Origin of the sequence: Faecalicoccus sp. LCP19S3_E2 (assembly GCF_052121255.1) — a bacterium.
Lineage (GTDB): Bacteria > Bacillota_I > Bacilli_A > Erysipelotrichales > Erysipelotrichaceae > Faecalicoccus.
Map to the genome: position 1 here is coordinate 62,211 of NZ_JBQKEP010000004.1, position 20,002 is coordinate 82,212.

Here is a 20,002-nt window from a genome sequence, read left to right on the forward strand (position 1 = left end):
CGTTTGGCTGTTTTTTTCTTATCCTATTCTTCAATAGCGGCAATGACTTCCACTTCCACCAGCACTTGTTTAGGCAGTTCTTTGACAGCTACACAACTGCGGGCCGGTTTTTCAGTGATATACGATGCATAGACTTCATTAAAAGCCGCAAAATCTTTCATATCCGCTAAAAAGCATGTTGTCTTGATGACCTTGGAAAAGTCAGTTCCTGCTTCTTTTAAAATCTGTTCCAGATTTTTTAAGACCTGATTAGCCTGACTTTGAATATCACCGCCAACGATTTCACCGGTAACAGGATCCAAAGGAACCTGACCGGAAGTATATAGAACACCATTATGCACGACAGCCTGTGAATAAGGACCGATTGCAGCCGGTGCTTTCTCCGTATGTATTTTCTTCATGAAACCCTCCTATAGTAACTTAAAGCCTGCTTTGGTAAGACCTTCACGCACCGCTTTGATATGTTCAAAATTGCGCGTTTCCAAATTGATACGTAATACACAATCGGTAATATTGCTGCCTTCGCTGGCTTTTTCATAGTACACACTGTTGACGTTCGCACCATATTGCGCAATTGTAGCTGATACGCCCTGCAGCTGACCCGGTTTATCTTTCAGCTGAATGACTAAAGTATCACTGCGACCCGACTTCAACAAACCGCGTTCGATAACCTTGGAAAGGATCGTTACATCAATATTTCCTCCGGAAAGGATACAAGCCACATTCTTTCCTTTGACCGGTACTTTATTAAACATTACCGCAGCCACCGAAACGGCACCGGCCCCTTCGGTGATCAGCTTTTGATTTTCAATCAGAGAAAGAATAGCACCGGCCACCTCATCATCACTGACAGTTACGATATCATCTACATATTTCTGACAAAGATCAAACGTATGTGTACCCGGTTCTTTGACTTGAATACCATCCGCAATCGTATTGACACTTTCCAGTTGAATGATCTGTTCCTCTTTTAAGGACTGTACCATGCTGGCAGCACCCTCAGCCTGAACACCATACACCTTCACATTAGGATTCAAGCTTTTGATCGCAAAGGCAATACCACTGATTAGCCCACCGCCACCAACCGGTACGACAACCACATCCAGATTCGGCAGCTGTTCCAACAGCTCCAGACCAATTGTTCCCTGTCCGGCAATCACGTCTTCATCATCAAAAGGATGAATAAAGGTGTAACCACACTGATCTCTTAACTCTAAAGCGCGATTATATGCATCATCATAAACGCCTTTGACTAACTCTACCTTGGCACCATAGCCCTTGGTTGCTTCCACTTTGGAAATCGGAGCTCCATCCGGCAGACAAATAATCGAAGGAATACCATTTTGTGTAGCCGCAAACGCTACCCCCTGTGCATGATTACCGGCGGAACAGGCAATCACACCTTTTTTCTTTTCTTCTTGTGAAAGCTGTGAAATCTTATAATAAGCACCACGAAGCTTAAATGATCCGGTATTTTGAAGATTTTCAGTTTTTAAATATACGTTGGCTTCCGGATTGATTTTCGGAGCGTGTAAAACGTCCGTTTTTCGGGCTACACCCTTGAGCACATAACTGGCATGATAAATTTTATCAAGACTTAGCATGTGACATCCTCCTTTCCTTCTAAAGCCGACAATTGTTCCACCAACTGTCTGGCCGCTCTGGCCGATCGTCCGGCTTTTCGCAAGGCAAACTGCTCTGCCTTTAGAGCCAAGACTTCGCGATCCATCGTAAGACCATATTGATCTGCCAAGCCATAGACGATATCCAAATAAAGATCCTTCTTTGGCTTTTCATAATACACTTTCATCCCAAAGCGTTCTGAAAGAGAAATCGTTTCCTGCATCGTATCATTGCGATGGATCTCATCTCCCTGCCGGGACTGGAACGTTTCTCGAACGATATGGCGACGATTGCTTGTCGCATAGATCACTGTATTGTTGGAGCGTACCGATACACTTCCCTCCAACACGGCTTTTAAAGCGCTGAAATCATCATCATTTTCCTGAAATGACAAATCATCAATAAACAAAATAAATTTTAAAGGATTTAAAGCTAATACATCCAATAGCTTTGGCAACAGATGCAGTTCTTTTTTACCTAACTCGATCAAACGAAGTCCCTTAGAGGCATATTCATTGGCTATGGCTTTGACCGTAGCACTCTTTCCTGTACCGGCATCACCGTATAAAAGAACATTGCTGGCCATATTTCCCTGCAGTAAAATCTCCGTATTGGCGATAACCTGCTGACGTTGCAGATCATAGCCGATCAAATCCTTGAAAGTAATTGAATCTGGATAGGCAACCGGTTTTAAATAGAATCCCGGTTTTTCCTCCGTTTCTTCTAAGCGGAATGTCATAAAACGTGCATATTCGCCAAAACCAAACTGGTCAATATGCTCTAAGCGCTCCAGATAAATGGTCTTTAAATCAGTAGGTTCTACGCTCCAGTTGGCCTTAAATCCCTTCATTTTGAAAGCTTCCGGTTCCATTTGTGACATTTCTTCCAGAATATCCAATTCAAAAGAAGCCGCTTCACGAATAGAGTACGGGATGCTTTTTTTGGAACATGCCATAGAAACCAGACAATTCTCTAAAGAAAGTACTTTTGAAACGAGATATCTTGTCCAGTTATCCGTATTTTGTTCATATAAAGAACTCACAAATGTCGCATAACTCTCCAAGTCTTCTTTTCGTAATAAACGATAGAAGTTTTGAATTACTTTATCCTTCTCCAGTTCTTTAAATACGGTAAAAGTCTGAACATCACTAATGATTTTTAAACTCATCGGTTGATTATAGCTCCTTTATCGGCACTGCTGACAAGCTTTGCATATCGTTTTAAATAACCTGTCACATTTTCTTTTTTCAGAATCTGCATTTCTTCTTTACGCTTTGCCAATTCCTCTTCGCTGACCTTTAAGGTAATCGTATGATTTGGAATATCGATAGCAATCAAATCACCATCTTTGACATAGGCAATCGTGCCCCCGGAAACAGCTTCCGGTGAAACATGACCAATGCTGGCACCTCGGGTTGCTCCGGAGAAGCGTCCATCTGTGATCAAGGCCACTTCTTTATCCAATCCCATACCGGCAATCGCACTGGTTGGGGACAACATTTCCCGCATGCCCGGTCCACCGGCTGGCCCTTCATAACGAATCACAACGACATCGCCGGCTTTAACTTCTTGTCCAAAGATTCCTTTGATGGCCTCTTCTTCACTGTTATAGACTTTGGCCGGTCCTTCATGCATCAACATTTCTTCAGCCACGGCACTGCGTTTGACAACACAGCCATCCGGTGCCAAGTTTCCATATAAGACCGCAATACCACCGGTCTGTGAATATGGCTTATCGATAGGTCGAATGACTTCTGAATTTTTGTTGATGTGACCAACCAAATTTTCCTTTAATGTCTTACCGGTACAAGTCATAACATCCGTATATAGCAAGCCTTTTTTATCCAGCTCATTTAAGACGGCATGGACCCCACCGGCAGCATCCAGTTCCTCAATATAAGTTGGACCGGCCGGTGCCAAATGACAAAGATTTGGTGTTTTGGCACTGATTTCATTGACCTTCTTTAAATCGATTTCAATGCCACATTCATTGGCGATAGCCGGCAGATGCAACATCGAATTGGTTGAGCATCCTAATGCCATATCCGCTGTTACTGCATTATGGAAAGCTTCTTTGGTCATGATATCTCTTGGACGAATATTTTGGCGATACAACTCCATCACCTGCATACCGGCATGTTTTGCCAGTTCAATACGCTTGGAGTAAACCGCTGGAATCGTACCATTACCGGCCAGTCCCATTCCTAAGACTTCGGTTAAACAGTTATGCGAATTGGCGGTGTACATACCGGAACAAGAACCGCAGGTCGGACACGTATTCAATTCATATTCTTTCAGCTTTTTGCCATCAATCTTTCCGGCCTGATAAGCTCCAACCGCTTCAAACATGCTGGATAAAGATGTTTTATGTCCATCGATTCGTCCAGCTAACATCGGTCCACCGGAAACAAAGATCGTCGGTACGTTGATACGAGCAGCAGCCATCAAAAGACCAGGCACGTTTTTATCACAGTTAGGAATCATGACCAGGGCATCAAAAGCATGCGCCAAAGCCATTGCTTCCGTTGAATCCGCAATCAAATCACGTGTCACCAGAGAATAACGCATACCGGCATGTCCCATGGCGATACCATCACAAACCGCAATGGCCGGGAAAACGATTGGTGTACCTCCGGCCATGGCCACTCCCATTTTTACTGCTTCAGTAATCTTATCCAGATTCATATGTCCGGGTACGATTTCGTTATATGAGCTGACAATTCCTACTAAGGGCTTCTCAATTTCTTCATTGGTCAATCCCAGAGCATGCAACAAAGAGCGCTGTGGGGCTTTATCAAAGCCCTCCTTCATAGCTTTACTTGACATCTCGTTTAATTCCTCCTATTAAAGCATTAGACAATCCAGAGGATTGTCTAATGAAAAATACTAGTTATTGATCAGCTTGTCTTCATCGGACCAGCTGTATAAAGAACGTACTTCTTCTCCGACTTTTTCACAGTCATGATCGGCTGCTTTTTTACGCAGCGCATTGAAGTGTACGCGGTTTCCATATGGTGACATTTCCAGTAAGAAATCCTTGGCAAATGTTCCATCCTGAATATCGCTCAAGATCTTCTTCATCGCTTTCTTTGTATCTTCAGTAATGATCTTTGGCCCGGTAATGTAATCACCATATTCAGCTGTATTGGAAATAGAATAACGCATTCCCGCAAAACCAGACTGATAGATCAGATCAACGATCAGCTTCATTTCATGGATACATTCAAAGTAAGCATTCTTTGGATCGTAGCCGGCTTCACAAAGTGTTTCGTAACCAGCCTGCATCAAAGCACAGACACCACCGCAAAGCACTGCCTGTTCTCCAAATAAGTCTGTCTCAGTTTCAGTCTTAAATGTCGTTTCCAATACACCGGCACGACTTCCACCAATTCCGGCCGCATAGGCTAAACCAAGATCCCAGGCATCTCCTGTGGCATCCTGTTCTACCGCAATCAGACAAGGAACCCCTTTTTCTGCTTCATATTCACTACGTACAGTATGTCCCGGCCCTTTTGGTGCGATCATGATTACATTGACATCCTTAGGTGGAACGATACATCCAAAATGAATATTGAAGCCATGGGCAAATGCCAATGTCTTTCCAGCCGTTAAATTCGGGGCAATTTCACTTTCATAGACTTGTTTTTGTTTTTCATCCGGAATCAGGATCATGATGATATCACTGGCTTTTGTCACATCCGCAACACTCATAACTTCCAATCCCTGTTTTTTCGCCTTTTCAATAGAACGGCTTCCTTCGTACAACCCGACTACTACATCCACACCGGAATCTTTCAGGTTTAGAGCATGCGCATGCCCCTGAGAACCATAACCGATAATGGCTACTTTCTTCCCATCCAGTTTCTGGATATCGCAATCCTGCTGATAATAAATTTTAGACATTGTAAACACTCCTTTTCTTTACTCTTTACATTTTTGACTGTCTTCAAATGTTTGCGTTTCTGAATTTAAATACTTACAACCTCTTTCCAAAGAGGTAATACCGGTTCGACACATCTCCAAAATGCCCAATGGTTTAACTACGGTGATAAACGCTTCGATCTTCGATGTGTTTCCGGTAATTTCTACACATAGTGTATTCGGAGAAAAATCAATGATCTTTCCTCTGAAAATATCCACGGCCGACAAAATATCACTTCTTGTCTCCTGCTTGTTTCTTAATTTGATCAACGCCAGTTCTCTTCGAACGCTGTCATCCTCTGGCATTAACTTTACTTCATGTACGTTATAAAGCTTTCTGGCCTGTTTCATGATCTGTTTACGTGTGGCATCATCACCCTGTGCACAGATCGTAACACGGGAAAAGCGAGGATCTTCGGTTCGTCCAACCGTCAACGAATCAATATTGAATCCACGACGGGTGAACATAGAACTGATACGTGTCAATACACCGGACTTGTTTTCAACAAGTAAGGCAATCACAAAACGATTTTCCATCAGTTCTCCTCCATTTCCGTAATGATATCATCAAATGATCCACCCGGTGGCAGCATTGGCAATACCATTTCATCTTTATCGATCAGACAATCTACCAAAACCGGTCCATTTGTATGCATGGCTTTTTCTATATTTTCATGAAGCTCATCCATATTGGTAATACGATACGATGGAATACCAAAGGCATCCGCCAATTTTTGATAATCCGGCATACCGGAAAGATTGGTCTGGGAATAATGTTTGTCAAAGAACAGATTCTGCCATTGACGTACCATACCTAATACACCATTGTTCATGATGATGATCACAACAGGTGCCTGTAGTTTCGACAACGTGGAAAGCTCATTCATATTCATACCAAAGCTTCCATCTCCGGTAAATAAAACTGTTTTCTTGCCCGTTGCCAAAGCAGAACCGATAGCAGCTCCCAAACCAAATCCCATGGTACCCAAACCACCGCTGGTAATAAATGTACGCGGTTTATTGAATTGGTAATACTGAGCGACCCACATCTGATGTTGTCCTACATCAGTCGCAATCGGCATATCCGGTGTCGTATATTTTTGAACTTCTGTAATCAGTGTATAAGGATTTAAGGTATCTAGAGAAACTGTCCTTTCAAACTGTTGAGCTTCTTCCTGTTTTAACGCTTCAATTTGCTTCTGCCATTCTACATTGGACTTTGTTTCCAACATCGGTAAAAGCTCCTGCAAAGCTTCTTTGACATCGCCGCCGATTCCTAAATCCACAATGATGTTTTTATCCACTTCCGCACGATCAATATCAATATGTACGATCTTTGTGCGGTTTCCATATTTATTGACATCACCGGTAGCACGATCCGAGAAACGAGCACCAATAACGATCAACAGGTCAGCTTTGCTCAAAGACTTGGAGCTGGCGTAATGTCCATGCATTCCGACCATTCCCAAAAAGCGAGGATTGTTGTGATATACAGAAGAAAGTCCCATCAAGGTGGAACCGATTGGTGCATCCATCACATTGGCAAATTGCTCAATTTCCTGCGTTGCATCAGCTACCAAAGCACCGCCACCTACATAAATGAATGGTCTTTGGCTTTCCTTGATCATCTTGGCAAGTTTTTCCAGCTTATACGTTTTAGGTTTACGTTGCTCTTCTTTTTCTACAACCGGCATCTTCGTATATTCATATTCGGCAATCTGTACATCTTTTGGAATATCGATTAAAACCGGTCCCGGTCTTCCAGACTTCGCAATTTGAAAAGCATGGCGAATCGTATCCGCTAAATCCTCAATACGTTTCACAAAAAAGTTATGTTTTGTCACAGGAATCGTAATACCCGTAATATCTACTTCCTGAAAACTGTCTCTTCCAATCAATGAATTCGGCACATTTCCTGTAATTGCCACCAACGGCACAGAATCTAAATAGGCCGTGGCAATTCCCGTCACAAGATTTGTGGCACCCGGCCCGCTTGTCGCAATCACGACGCCAACGCCACCGCTGCTTCTGGCATACCCATCTGCCGCATGAGAAGCTCCCTGTTCATGAGCTGTCAGGACATGATGTATTCGATCATCCGCTTCATAGATCGCATCATATAAATTGATGACCTGACCACCAGGATAACCAAACACAAATTTTGTTCCCTGCTCGATCAACGTTTCAATCGTGATCTGCGCTCCCGATAGTTTCATGTTCTCACCTTTCTTTTCTAATATCGACTATTATAACAGAAAATTCTTTCATTTTACACATATTTTGAAACTTTTTTCATACTATTTTCATTATTTTCAAAAACTATACAAATCTACTTTAAACTGATACACTTATTCCATGAAAGTTATTATTAGCCCTGCCAAACAAATGAAGATTTGCGAAGACGATCTCCTGCCTCTTTCAACCCCTCGTTTCTTAGACAAAGCAGCCTGTCTTCTACATCAGCTTCAATCCAAAAGCTATGAAGAGTTAAAAGAAATCCTACAATGCTCCGATAAGCTTGCCACAGAGGCCTATCAAAACTATCAAACCTTCCGATTTGATCAAAACCCTTCTGCCGCTATACTAACGTATAAAGGAATTCAATACCAGTATATGGCACCTCAAATCTTAGAGGATGCATCACTTTCTTATCTGCAGAATCATCTTTTCATCCTATCGGGTTTATATGGGATCCTTAGACCTTTTGATGGCATTGTAAAATATCGTTTGGAAATGCAGGCAAAAGTGCCAAATTCTCTATATGACTATTGGACAGATGATTTAGCCAATACCATCAATGACAATGTGATCTTAAATCTAGCCAGCGAAGAATATGCCAAATGCATACGCCCCTACAAAGCTTTGATCGATGTTCACTTTTACGAACAATTACCAAATAAAAGAGTAGAAAAAGGCGTTTACGTCAAAATGGCACGAGGCCAAATGGTACGTTTTCTGGCAGAACATCAAATAGAATCACTAGATGATGTGAAAAAATTTCGTGAAAGTGGCTATGAATTTGACGAAGAGACAAGCACAGAAACTGTATTCAATTTTGTCAGAAAATCAAATAACCACGAATTGAACATAAAAACCAAGCATAGTAAATGAGACCTTTGAAAATACAGAGGTCTCATTTATTTTAATTTCGTTCAAAAATTAAAGATATATCAACAGCTTTTGTTTTTTTATTCGACGTCTAATGCATCTGTAGAGATTTTAAAATAGCCGGTCGTAAAGATGCTTCTACTCCTAATAAATCCATGGCTTCTTCTATATTCGAAGTTACATGATTCTTCATTAAATTTATAACACTTCTTCGAATTCCTTCATCTTTCCCTTTTTCCCAGATCGCATCACTGAATGTACACATCTTTCTCATCTCGCTTTCTGTTTCCTTTTCCAATAGTATACCATACTTCTTCTCTAGGATTTCTATCCTCTGCTCATAGCTTCTTTGCGATAGAAACAAGATCTCCAGATACTCCATAACACTCTTTTCACTGCTCAGGATCTCTTCCATGCTCTTGTGATCGCTGTTGTTTCCGGGGATACAGTAATATGATCTCCATCAGGTCATAAAACTCTTTTGCATGTTTAAGATGAACCACAATGTTTCTTTCTTCGATCCTGTATCTATTGATCGTATTGTCCTTATACCTCGCATGGCGCAAACAGATCCAAAAAGTGATTATTTTTTGTATGTTGTCAAAGTCATCTTCTTTAAAGCCTTCCGGATCGTTTCTTTGTCGGGCCACCATTCTTGTGGCATAGTAAAAGCCTCGATGAAACAGATCATAGGTACCGGGATCCATCCCCTGTGGTTCGATATCGATCCACATCGAGTTGCTGTTTTGTGGATTTTTGAGCTTATAGAGAAGATCATAGCGGATCATACTTCCCCTGATACTTTGATCCTCCACATTTTTACTGATCATCTTGTCAAGGCTTTGTCCTTCATCCAGCAGATCCTGTATCTCTTCCAGGGAAAGATCCTTATATTCTTCCAGACAGGACTGGAACAAATAGGACAGGATCTGTTTATACGACAGGATCTTCTTGCACTGTTCATCATACAGTCGTTTTGACTCCTGCACGATTTCTTTCAATTCTTTCTTGTCTTCCATTTGAGTTCCCTCCTTTTCTCTACACTATTTAATATGTATGAAAAGAGAAAACTATTAAAAATTCTTTTAAAAACAGTAAGTGAGTCCTAATTTTTTAGAACACACCTTCATCTTTTAATTGATCTGAATCTCCATATACGTTTTATAAAATTTCAACTATGCTTGCCAACATTTATTAACCAACAATAATATAGTTTACAAACTATAAAAAAAGAGTGATTTCTCACCCTTGTAGTTGTGAATGTGCTTCTTCAATTAAAGAAACGACTAACTTTGTCTGTTCACAAAGTCTTTGATATTCTTTTTTATCGTCCTTTTGAATAATATTTTCAAAGACCTGACACTCATAAATCATATGTGGAAGCTGGTCAATACCTAACTCTACTGTTGTTTCTTGGTCTTCCTTGCCAATCATATCACCTTTTAGAGGTAAAAACTGTACATGTTTACAAACACCACAGCTCGAACCATAGACACGAATCGTTCCCTGATCTCCCTGAATAAAGACTTGGTTTGGTGAACTGCTATCTTTAGCACCTACACAAATGGCCAGCTTATCCGGATACCGAAGAATCGCAATACCGCTGGTATCGATACCATTAAAACCTTGATTTGCGTTATACTCTATTGAGTCCGGTTTTCCAAAAAGACCGGTTACAAAATGAAGACAATATACATTGATATCCATCAAAGCTCCACCATTAAAAGCCGGATCAAATACATTGGTTACCTGATGATTCTTATATTTATCATAGCGTGACGAAAACTGTGAAAAGTTACATTGAACCAGCTGTACTTTTCCGGTATCTCTTAGATGCTCTTTTACGATCTGATAGTTTGGAAGATGAATTGTTGTAATTGCTTCAAAAATATAACGATTGTTTTGATCTGCCAGATCAAAAAGCTCCTGTGCTTCATGCAGTGTAGGTGTAAATGGTTTTTCACAGATGACATGCTTTCCTGACTGCAGCGCTCTTTTTGACTGTTCAAAATGAAGGCTGTTGGGACTGGCGACATAAATCGTATCAATGGTGATATCCTGAAGCATTTTTTCCAGGTCATGATACGATTTTTCAATCTGATGTTTTTGCGCATAGGCTTCCGCTTTCTCTTTTGTTCGAGAATATACGGCAACCACTTCAACATCCTTTGTCTGTTTCATCGCATCAATCATACGATCTACGATCACACCAGATCCAATCGTTCCTACTCTCATGTCAGATCCTCCTTGTTCTCTTTTACTTCTGTTTCTTTTTTATTTTCATGGGCCTTGTTGTCACGCCAGCTTTTTCGGTCGCTCGGCTTTTTCTTTGGCTTTGGAACATCTCGGTAAATCCTGAAACATACACCATCCTCTGTATTAAAGCCTTTTACATGATATTTATTAGCTTTAACAACACGAGATACGATAGAAAGGCCTAAACCAAAGCGTCCGCCCTCGCCTTTTTCATAAGGCCTGAAAAGAGCTTCGATTCGATCCTCCGGCATCTTTGGACCATCATTGGATATCTGTAAATCATTTTCCCGGACCGCAATCTGTATATAGCTTTTCGCATAACGGAATGCGTTTTCCATAATATTTTCAATACAAACACGCCAGGATTCCAAAAGTCCGTCAAAGAAGACTTCTTCCACATCAGTAATGATGCGAATTTCCGGACGAATCACCGCCGAATTTAATACGACTTCCTCCACAACTTCTTTCATATTGGTCACAACGCCCTCGGCATCACTGGTAATCAAATATTCAATACGATTCAAATACAATAAGTTATGTACTTTTGCTTCCAATCGATTGGCATTATCTAAGATCACATCGATACTTTTTTCCAGGGTTCCATACGGATATATACCATCCTTAATGGATTCAGAATACGATTTGATCGTGGCAATCGGTGTTTTTAGATCGTGAGAGATGTTATGAATCATTTCTTCTTTCACTTTTTCCTGCTTTTGCAGCTCATCCTTCATATTGACCAGTTCTTTGGCCACTTCTCCGATCTCATCATCGCGATTCAAATGCAGTTCCACTTCTTTTCCCTGCTTCACCTGCGCAATATACGATTTGATCTGATTCAAAGGATGAATGATTGAGAAAACCCAGATCATCATGATGATGATAAAGATACAAAATGCCAGTATCGTACCATAAACCGTGGATTCAACCAAAGTATTTCGTATGCTTTGCGGATAGGCATCATCCATAAAGCTGACCAAAACGATCACACCGTTGGTTGTCTGTACCTGCTGGAGTCGATAATAATATTGTATGCTTTGATTTGAAATCGTTCCCTGCATTTCTTCATTATGATCCGAAACCATATTTGCGGATTGGTTGATCAAATAACGATATAGGCTTTGATCGACATCATCGGCATTGTCCGGATTTAAAATTGTGATCTGCATTTCATTGCTTTTGCTGTCTTTGGAAACGATACAGTTAGTTTGTATGTTATCGCTGGACAAAGCTTTATAAATCGCATCATAGGCATCCCCGGCACCTAATAAATTCGATTTCAATAAAGAAACAATAGGCTGCTGGCGACTGGACATGGTCGTGTACATCTGATTGGCAATCATATTGTCAATGTTATTGCTGAGATAAAAAAAGAAAAACGTCGCAAAAAAACTGATAAACAGCAGTATCATCAATAAGACCTGCTGTGTTAAAGAAAGCTTTTTAAAAAATTGAGAAAACATGAACCTATCCTAAACGATATCCGTATCCATAAATGGTATGGATGTTCAGATTCGGTAGTTTTTTACGTAAACGACGTAACGTATCATCCACTACACGATCACTTCCAAAGTAATTTTCATCCCATACGTTTTCTAAGATCTTATCTCGTGAAAAGGCAATACCTTTATTTTTAATAAACATCATCAAAAGATCAAATTCCTTTGTCGTCAGTTCAATTTCAACATTATCGGCATAGATCTTACGCTGTTCTTCATCCAGTTCATATCCATCTACCGCAATACGGTTATTGTCATCCTTATAGGCACGTTTGATGATATTGTTGACACGAAGCACCATTTCTTTAGGTGAAAATGGCTTTGTGATATAGTCATCACAACCTTTTTCTAAACCGATGATGCGGTCAAATTCTTTATCACGAGCTGACATAAAGATAACCGGTGTTTCCGGTCCCTGCAGACGGATCTCTTCAATTAGATCAAAGCCGGATTTGTCATCCAACATGATATCCAGAATCCACAAATGCACATCATCATCCTGAACGTGAGCACTGGCTTCTTCATACGTATAGTAAGAACGTACTTCGTAGCCTTCTTTGCGTAAATATTGCGCAACCAGGTTGTTTAGATCTTTTTCATCTTCAACCACACAGATTACTCGCTTCATGATCTCCCTCCTTAATACTGACTTTCCTCTATAAAATCAACGACACGCTGTACATACTGCTGGCAAAGTTCATCTGTCTTTGCCTCTACCATGACACGAACCAATGGCTCTGTACCACTTGGACGAACTAAAATACGTCCTTCATCCTTTAATTCGTCTTCCACTTCTTTAACGACCTTCCACAAGGCTTCATCTTTTAAAGCTGCTTCTTTATCGTTTACTTTAACATTTTTTAAAAGCTGTGGATAAATAAACAATCCTTCCGAAAGCTCCTCTAACGATTTTCCGGTATTCTTCATGATTTCTAAAAGTTTCAATGCCGTTAATAAGCCATCGCCTGTTACTGCATTTTCATAGAAAATGATATGTCCGCTTTGTTCTCCACCCAGATAGTAATCGTTTTTCTGCATTTCTTCAAATACATACTTATCACCGACCGGTGTTTGTACATAATCGATCTTATTGGCATCTAAAGCTTTATACAAACCTAAATTAGCCATGACAGTTGTTACACACATATTTTTATTCAAGCGGTTAACCGATTTCATATATCTTGAACAGATGTATAGAATGTAATCTCCATCGACAAGTTCACCTTTGGCATTGACCGCAATCAAACGATCGGCATCGCCATCAAAAGCCAAACCGATATCATAGTCGCCCTCTTTGACCATCTGCTGCAGCTTTTCCGGATGTGTAGAACCACAGTTTTTATTGATATTGATTCCATTTGGTGAATTGGAGATAGCTTCTACGGTTGCACCTAAAGAATCTAAAGTTTCAATCGCGGTACTGGTGGCGGAACCATTGGCATTATCGACCGCAATCTTAAAGCCACTTAAATCGACCGGCACGATTTCCTTTAACCAGGACATATAAATTTCCAGGCCATCCTGCCATTCAAAGTATTCTCCGATCTTATCTCCGGTATTTAAAGTCAGAGTACTTTTGCCATCGATATAATCTTCGATCTGTAAAAGCACATCTTCTTCCATCTTCTCCCCGTTATGATTGAAGACCTTGATTCCATTATCATAATAAGGATTGTGACTGGCCGATACCATGATACCGCAGTCAAAGCGCTCTTTTTGAATCAAATAGCTTACAGCCGGTGTAGGACATACCCCTAACAAATAGACCTGTGCTCCCATGGAAGTAGCGCCGGCTGCCAATCCCAATTCAAACATATCACCGCTCAAACGTGTATCTTTTCCAATCAGGATACGAGCATGCTTTTCTTTTCCATAATACATGCCCAGATACTGACCAATTTGAATGGCCATATCCAGTGTCAATCCCTCATTGGCACGTCCCCGCACGCCATCGGTACCAAAATATTTTCCCATAATTCTATACTCCTATTCTGTATCTTCTCTTTCAACCGTTGCTTCGATCGTTGTAGGATCGATTTCCACTTGTACACGGTTACCATCCGCATCATAAGCCACAACATTGGCATTGACTTTCGCAGAATTACCGCTGGTAAATCCACTGACATCCACGATAGCACGTACAAATCGAATCGCATTCAGCTCATCCGCTGTAGCTCGAATCGTAACACTGTTGACTGCTAAAGTCGGTGTCTTGAAATCCGATGCCTTTTGTCCGGCTCCGATCAAGATTTCCGGTGCTACACTAAAGACACGTGTACGCTTAGATGTGATCGTGGCCGTGACCGTCGCCGGTGATATGGAAGCCTTAATGGTCGATGGAAGATCCTCCAGTGCCAAATCGATAATATAGCTTCCCTCTTTATACTGGCTCAAATCCGCTTTTACCGTCAAATTCGGATGTTGCTTCTGATACACTTCTATATCGGTTTCCTCACCAGATAGCGTTACCTGCACACTGGAAGGAATACCACTGACCTCATACTTATTCTGATCTAAATTGATCTCTGTATTCACATTTCCCAGATCGACGACCGTTGTCGTATCATTAAACAGTTCGATACGAATATCCTGATAATCAATGGCGATACAAATCACCAGAGAAGCAATCAAAGAGATGATCAAGGAACCTGCTTTATTGAAAACAACACGATCAAACAATTTATTAAAGCGTCGAAAGAAAGAATACAGCACTTCCAAAAAACGATCCAAAAAACCTGCAGAGGATTTATCCTTACTTGGCTTTGCCATGCGTATTCACCCCCTGCCTTGTGAGATCGACAATTTCCAGTGGTTGGATTCTTTCATCCACATTCTGTTGTTTACGCATCTCAATTTGTCTGCGCGAACGATTGAACCCCAGACTTTTAGCCGTATCAATGATTGGCCTGAACAATGGACTGCCTGTTGGTTTTTCTGTATCCGGCACAAGCAAATTGCGCAAAAGACGGGAAAGTGCCTCTGGTTTATATTGCGTCAGCTGACCATTCATGGCTACCGAGATATTGCCTGTTTCTTCACTGACGATGATCGTAATAGAATCCGTGATTTCACTGATACCTACCGCCGCACGATGTCTAGCCCCATACTTGCTGGGAAGATCCTTTGTCGTAGGTGGAAAATAAGCTGCCGCACAGGCAATCTTATTTCCAATGATGATTACCGCTCCATCATGCATGGGTGTCCCATACTGAAAGATCGTACCCAAAAGCTCACTTGATACAACCGAATCCATTTCGATTCCTGTATGTACATAATCTTCCATCGATGAATTTCGCTGAATGGAGATCAAAGCACCCGTCTTGGTCTTTGACATCTGCTCACAGGCACGAACCAGTTCTTCGATCATATTGATCTGCTCTTCCTTGGAAACATTGGCACCTAAGATAGAAGACGATTTACCAAACTTTTCCAACATGGCACGTATTTCCGGCTGAAAAATGATCACGATGACGACAACGCCCCAGTTCACAAAGATACTGATCAGAAAGCTTAATGCGTTTAATCCCAGTAATGTAGAAAGCCCTTGTGCGATAATGATAAACAAGATTCCCTTTGTGATCTGAATCGTTCGTGTGTTATTGCGCACGATACGCAATGCATAGTAAATCAATGCCCAGACAACAAGAATGTCTAAAATCAGCCGCAGGAGCAATGAAATATCGCTGAGCGTTATATTCATTTCCTTACCCCCTTATACGTTTTATTTTAAAATTGTATGAATCATAGAACCTACCGATTCATAGAAAACGCTTGCATTTTCTTTAACAGCTTCATCCGCCATTTCCATACAGGCGCCATGATATCCATACGTCATTAGCGGAATATCATTGTAGGAATCACCGATGGTATAAACATCTTCTTCATTTGTATTGGTATATTCCACGACAAATTCCAAACCGGTTGCCTTGGAAACTCCTTTAGGAACAACATCCACTACAAAGTTATTGGCATAAGCTACTACGATCTCCCCAAAGAACATATTAATGTTTTCTGCCAATGTAACCGCCAGATTCTGTTCTGACATGGAAATAACGATCTGGGCGATCTTTTGCGTATTGATCAGATCATCCACGCTCATATCACTCTGCATTTCCGGATAACGACGATCCGTAATACTTTCATCAATCGTCATTTTGTGACGATGTACACCATCATTGATCACAACACTGGCAACGCCTTCTTCCTGCTTGGCCGCATAAATGATATCCACCGCTGTTACGATATCCAAATAATACGAAAGCAGTTCATGTCCTTCTCGATCAAAAACCATACCGCCATTATTCGTAATATAGTAATCAGCCGGTAAATCGTATTGTTTGGCCTGTGTCTCAATGGATTCCATAGATCGACCCGTACATAAAACAAACAGGTTGCCGGCCTTTTTCCAATCCTGAATCGCCTGTAGATCCTCAGGCATAATATGTTTTGCGTATTTTAAAGTTCCATCATAATCCGTAGCTAATAGTTTCATACAAGATCCTCAACTTTTCTATTTATGTATATAATATACCACAGTTAAAAAAAATCACATAATTCAAACCAAAAAAATAAGAATCCGAAGATTCTTATTTCATGTATTACTCAACTGGACTGAACTGATCTTTTCCTACACCGCACAATGGACAAACAAAATCTTCAGGAAGATCTTCAAACTTTGTACCCGGTGCAATACCTTGTTCAGGAATACCTACGGATTCATCATATTCCCATCCACATACATCACATACATATTTTTTCATTAGTATTTCCTCCTTGCCTATACTATGACAGATTTCTTCAAAAATTGCATCTATTTTGACTCTTTTTTGACCATTTTTTCATTTCAGTTTCCATCTATATCAAAAGAAGGCAAGACTACAAGTCTTGCCTTACAAATTCAGTTGTTGTATAAGTTCATCTATTGAGATGTTACCCACATAACGTATTTTCCACAGCATTTTCCGATTGCTCCAATATTCCGGTGTCTGTGCTCTTTTTATGTAGGATTAGATGACAGCTTCATGATATGCAAAGATGGTTTTATCTGTGAAATCCATCACCTGACAGCCTTACCAGCCTGTCAATCTTTCATCCACGCATTCATCAAGTTTTACGGAATGTTTTTTTTCGGATTGCTCCGACATACCCTTTGGAGTCTTCTCTCCATAGTTTCGTGCTTTGCCGGAAAAATCAATTTCCGACGATTAAACTATTGTCATCTTCCCACCGCTCTCTATCATTTCATTTAGAAAGGAAACCTTTCGCTTACTTTTATTTCCTTTGTTCACTTACAGTATAAATGATTTTAAAACGATCACAAGTACTCTGTCCATCTTGGTTGTCATATTGTCTTTTTTGACCTTTGTTTAGCCAAAATCTTCTTTTTTTGCGCTCTGGAAAGCGGCACCTTATCACCATTGCTAAGTTCTACTTCATCTTTAAACCAGCCTACGATGTATTTGGCGTTCACCAGATAGGACACATGTACGCGCAGAAATCCAAAATCAGCCAGACGTTCTTCTAAATCAGCCATGTTGGCTCGCTCATGAAATTCCCCTTTTCGCGTATGAAAATAAATCATCTTTTCCATTTTATCCAGATAATAAATATCCTGATAAGGCAATCGAACATGGATTCCATCATAGTTCAATTCATAGAATTCACTTTGGTGATATTGTGAAAGAAGCAGTTCTCTTTCATTTTCAATCTGCTGGCGAATCTTTGCCTTATCGATATATAAGACACGGTGTCTTTGATCATTTCCCTTTACCGCCAATACATTTTTACACAGATAAATAAACAAAGCACTGGGATGATCATGCACAAATACACTTTCTAAACGAGGTGTCTTAAATACCTCATCAAAGACAAAGATCTGATAATCCTCCACCTTCATGCGCTTTGCCAGTTCCGAGGCTTTTGTAAAGACACGAAACGTCCAATCCAGCGCATCAAAAACCTTCGCCAGGGAAAAGACAACTTCCATAGATTCTTTTTCATACTCTAACAAGGCAACTTTGATCATACTTTTATGATAAAGAAAAAAGACCGCAAAATCAATTGCAGTCTATTCAACTTCTTCTCGCCAAAGTACAGCGCCTAACGATTTTAATTTTCCATCCAGATCCTCATATCCTCGATCGATATGATAAACGTCATGAATTTCCGTTACGCCTTCTGCCATCAAAGCGGCAATCACAAGACAGGCTCCACAGCGAAGATCGGTTGCCGTAACGCTGGTACCCATTAATGGTGTATTTCCATTGATAAAGGAACTTGGAACACGAACATCAATATCCGCTCCCATTTTATTCAGTTCATAACAATGCTTGAAACGCTCTGTGTAGATGGTTTCCGTTACGACCGATTGTCCCTGAGCACGTGTCAAAAGTGCCGTAAAAGGCTGCTGAACATCCGTGGCAAACCCTGGATATGGTTTTGTCAGAATATCGGTTGGCTTTAAAGGCCCTTCTGTCTTATACACTTCGATTGCATCCGATTCCACCTTCATTTGAATACCGATTTCTTTCAGTTTCATGGTAATAGCTTCCACATGCTGCGGAATGATATTTTCGATCCGCATCGTGTCAGCCATAGCTGCTGCGATGATCAGATACGTACTGGCTTCAATACGATCCGGAATGATCTCATGCATACAACCACCCAATCGTTCTACCCCATCAATGGTCAGCGTACTGGTACCCATACCATGAATACGTGCCCCCATTTTATTTAAAAGCGTAGCGATATCAATGATTTCCGGTTCTCTGGCCGCATTTTCAATAACTGTTCGTCCTTTGGCATAGACAGCTGCCATCATGATATTGATTGTTGCCCCTACGGAACTGATATCCAAAAAGATATTCGTTCCTACCAGTTCCTTGGCATCCAGAATATAACAACCTTTTGTATATTGTACAGTAGCCCCTAAAGCCTCAAAGCCTTTTAAGTGCAAATCAATAGGACGAGGCCCCAAATAACATCCACCCGGCATTTTGATCTCTACATGACCAAACTTTCCTAATAAAGCCCCCATAAAATAATAGCTGGCTCTAAGCTTACTAACAGCCTGTGATACCATAGGCTTATTGTTCATTTGACTTGGATCTATATAAAGTGTTTCTTCATCACACTGTTTTACATCTACATCTAATTCTTCTAACAAGACTTTTAAGGATTCCACATCACTGATATTGGGAACACCATAAATCGTTACCGGTTCGTTGGCTAAAACACAGGCAGGAATCAATGCCACCGTTGAATTCTTCGAACCACTGATTCGTACTGTCCCCCGTAAAGGATGGCCCCCTTCGATCTTGATTACTTCCTCCATACCTTACCTCCTAGACATGCTTATATATCATACACAAAACTGTGTTCATTTCAAGTGTTCCTTTTTATTCTAAAGAAATGTTTATGAAATTACAAGGAGGAATAAGAAAAGAGTCTGAGTAATCGACTCTAATCTTAAAACTCTAATTTTAAATCGATCACAAGATCATCAAAACTTTTGTATCTGTCAGAATCATAGATAAAACGAACATTTGGTATCGATTTTCTTTACTGGCATATTTCGATTAAAATCATCTATTCCA

The 20,002-nt window shown here is 40.6% G+C and carries 20 protein-coding genes; 1 reads left to right on the plus strand and 19 read right to left on the minus strand.

What is annotated here, in order from left to right; all coding sequences use genetic code 11:
* Positions 1 to 23: 23 nt before the first annotated feature.
* From ACTQX6_RS05030 to ilvB, 7 genes are read right to left on the minus strand one after another with little or no spacing between them, the layout of a single operon-like run.
* Positions 24 to 401 (minus strand): RidA family protein, encoded by a 378-nt coding sequence (locus tag ACTQX6_RS05030; protein WP_117445812.1) that lies wholly within the window; start codon positions 399 to 401, stop codon positions 24 to 26.
* 9 nt (positions 402 to 410) lie between these two features.
* Complete coding sequence (gene ilvA / locus ACTQX6_RS05035) at positions 411 to 1,604, minus strand: threonine ammonia-lyase (RefSeq protein ID WP_294689006.1); 1,194 nt, start codon at positions 1,602 to 1,604, stop codon at positions 411 to 413.
* Positions 1,598 to 2,791, minus strand: a complete 1,194-nt coding sequence (locus ACTQX6_RS05040; protein WP_294689008.1) for an ATP-binding protein — start codon at positions 2,789 to 2,791, stop codon at positions 1,598 to 1,600. The genes ilvA and ACTQX6_RS05040 overlap by 7 nt, the downstream gene beginning before the upstream one ends.
* Complete coding sequence (gene ilvD / locus ACTQX6_RS05045; protein ID WP_294689010.1) at positions 2,788 to 4,449, minus strand: dihydroxy-acid dehydratase; 1,662 nt, start codon at positions 4,447 to 4,449, stop codon at positions 2,788 to 2,790. The genes ACTQX6_RS05040 and ilvD overlap by 4 nt, the downstream gene beginning before the upstream one ends.
* Positions 4,450 to 4,509: 60 nt before the next feature.
* Positions 4,510 to 5,526, minus strand: coding sequence for a ketol-acid reductoisomerase (gene ilvC, locus ACTQX6_RS05050; protein WP_441657350.1), 1,017 nt, complete (start codon positions 5,524 to 5,526; stop codon positions 4,510 to 4,512).
* A gap of 18 nt (positions 5,527 to 5,544) precedes the next feature.
* Positions 5,545 to 6,081 (minus strand): acetolactate synthase small subunit, encoded by a 537-nt coding sequence (gene ilvN / locus ACTQX6_RS05055; RefSeq protein ID WP_117445817.1) that lies wholly within the window; start codon positions 6,079 to 6,081, stop codon positions 5,545 to 5,547.
* Positions 6,081 to 7,760, minus strand: a complete 1,680-nt coding sequence (gene ilvB, locus ACTQX6_RS05060) for a biosynthetic-type acetolactate synthase large subunit (protein WP_294689014.1) — start codon at positions 7,758 to 7,760, stop codon at positions 6,081 to 6,083. Before ilvB ends, ilvN begins: the two co-directional genes overlap by 1 nt.
* A 139-nt stretch (positions 7,761 to 7,899) precedes the next feature.
* Between ilvB and yaaA the strand changes: the two genes are divergently transcribed.
* Positions 7,900 to 8,655 (plus strand): peroxide stress protein YaaA, encoded by a 756-nt coding sequence (yaaA, locus tag ACTQX6_RS05065; RefSeq protein ID WP_117445819.1) that lies wholly within the window; start codon positions 7,900 to 7,902, stop codon positions 8,653 to 8,655.
* Between the two features lie 88 nt (positions 8,656 to 8,743).
* On the opposite strand, the gene ACTQX6_RS05070 is transcribed toward yaaA, so the two are convergent.
* The 12 genes from ACTQX6_RS05070 to ACTQX6_RS05125 all read right to left on the minus strand — a co-directional run bounded on the left by ACTQX6_RS05070 (position 8,744) and on the right by ACTQX6_RS05125 (position 19,740).
* Positions 8,744 to 9,067, minus strand: a complete 324-nt coding sequence (locus tag ACTQX6_RS05070; RefSeq protein ID WP_294689017.1) for a hypothetical protein — start codon at positions 9,065 to 9,067, stop codon at positions 8,744 to 8,746.
* A complete protein-coding gene (locus ACTQX6_RS05075) occupies positions 9,045 to 9,671 on the minus strand; it encodes a hypothetical protein (RefSeq protein ID WP_320863480.1) in 627 nt (208 codons plus the stop codon). Before ACTQX6_RS05075 ends, ACTQX6_RS05070 begins: the two co-directional genes overlap by 23 nt.
* Before the next feature lie 223 nt (positions 9,672 to 9,894).
* A complete protein-coding gene (locus ACTQX6_RS05080; RefSeq protein ID WP_294689263.1) occupies positions 9,895 to 10,887 on the minus strand; it encodes a Gfo/Idh/MocA family protein in 993 nt (330 codons plus the stop codon).
* Complete coding sequence (locus ACTQX6_RS05085; protein ID WP_294689262.1) at positions 10,884 to 12,371, minus strand: HAMP domain-containing sensor histidine kinase; 1,488 nt, start codon at positions 12,369 to 12,371, stop codon at positions 10,884 to 10,886. The genes ACTQX6_RS05080 and ACTQX6_RS05085 overlap by 4 nt, the downstream gene beginning before the upstream one ends.
* A gap of 4 nt (positions 12,372 to 12,375) precedes the next feature.
* The gene (locus ACTQX6_RS05090) at positions 12,376 to 13,035 is read right to left on the minus strand and encodes a response regulator transcription factor (protein WP_022790006.1); all 660 of its coding nucleotides are present in this window, start codon (positions 13,033 to 13,035) and stop codon (positions 12,376 to 12,378) included.
* Between the two features lie 11 nt (positions 13,036 to 13,046).
* The gene (gene glmM / locus ACTQX6_RS05095) at positions 13,047 to 14,381 is read right to left on the minus strand and encodes a phosphoglucosamine mutase (protein WP_294689259.1); all 1,335 of its coding nucleotides are present in this window, start codon (positions 14,379 to 14,381) and stop codon (positions 13,047 to 13,049) included.
* Between the two features lie 12 nt (positions 14,382 to 14,393).
* The gene (locus ACTQX6_RS05100; protein ID WP_195221977.1) at positions 14,394 to 15,176 is read right to left on the minus strand and encodes a CdaR family protein; all 783 of its coding nucleotides are present in this window, start codon (positions 15,174 to 15,176) and stop codon (positions 14,394 to 14,396) included.
* Positions 15,160 to 16,107 (minus strand): diadenylate cyclase CdaA, encoded by a 948-nt coding sequence (gene cdaA / locus ACTQX6_RS05105; protein ID WP_117445826.1) that lies wholly within the window; start codon positions 16,105 to 16,107, stop codon positions 15,160 to 15,162. The genes ACTQX6_RS05100 and cdaA overlap by 17 nt, the downstream gene beginning before the upstream one ends.
* A gap of 21 nt (positions 16,108 to 16,128) precedes the next feature.
* Entirely contained in the window at positions 16,129 to 16,899 is a 771-nt protein-coding gene (locus ACTQX6_RS05110; protein WP_294689256.1) for an HAD-IIB family hydrolase, read from the minus strand.
* Positions 16,900 to 17,005: 106 nt separating this feature from the next.
* Entirely contained in the window at positions 17,006 to 17,167 is a 162-nt protein-coding gene (rd, locus tag ACTQX6_RS05115; protein ID WP_022790003.1) for a rubredoxin, read from the minus strand.
* Between the two features lie 581 nt (positions 17,168 to 17,748).
* Positions 17,749 to 18,432 (minus strand): LytR/AlgR family response regulator transcription factor, encoded by a 684-nt coding sequence (locus ACTQX6_RS05120; protein ID WP_168966482.1) that lies wholly within the window; start codon positions 18,430 to 18,432, stop codon positions 17,749 to 17,751.
* Between the two features lie 42 nt (positions 18,433 to 18,474).
* Positions 18,475 to 19,740, minus strand: a complete 1,266-nt coding sequence (locus tag ACTQX6_RS05125; protein ID WP_294689253.1) for a UDP-N-acetylglucosamine 1-carboxyvinyltransferase — start codon at positions 19,738 to 19,740, stop codon at positions 18,475 to 18,477.
* Positions 19,741 to 20,002 lie beyond the last annotated feature (262 nt).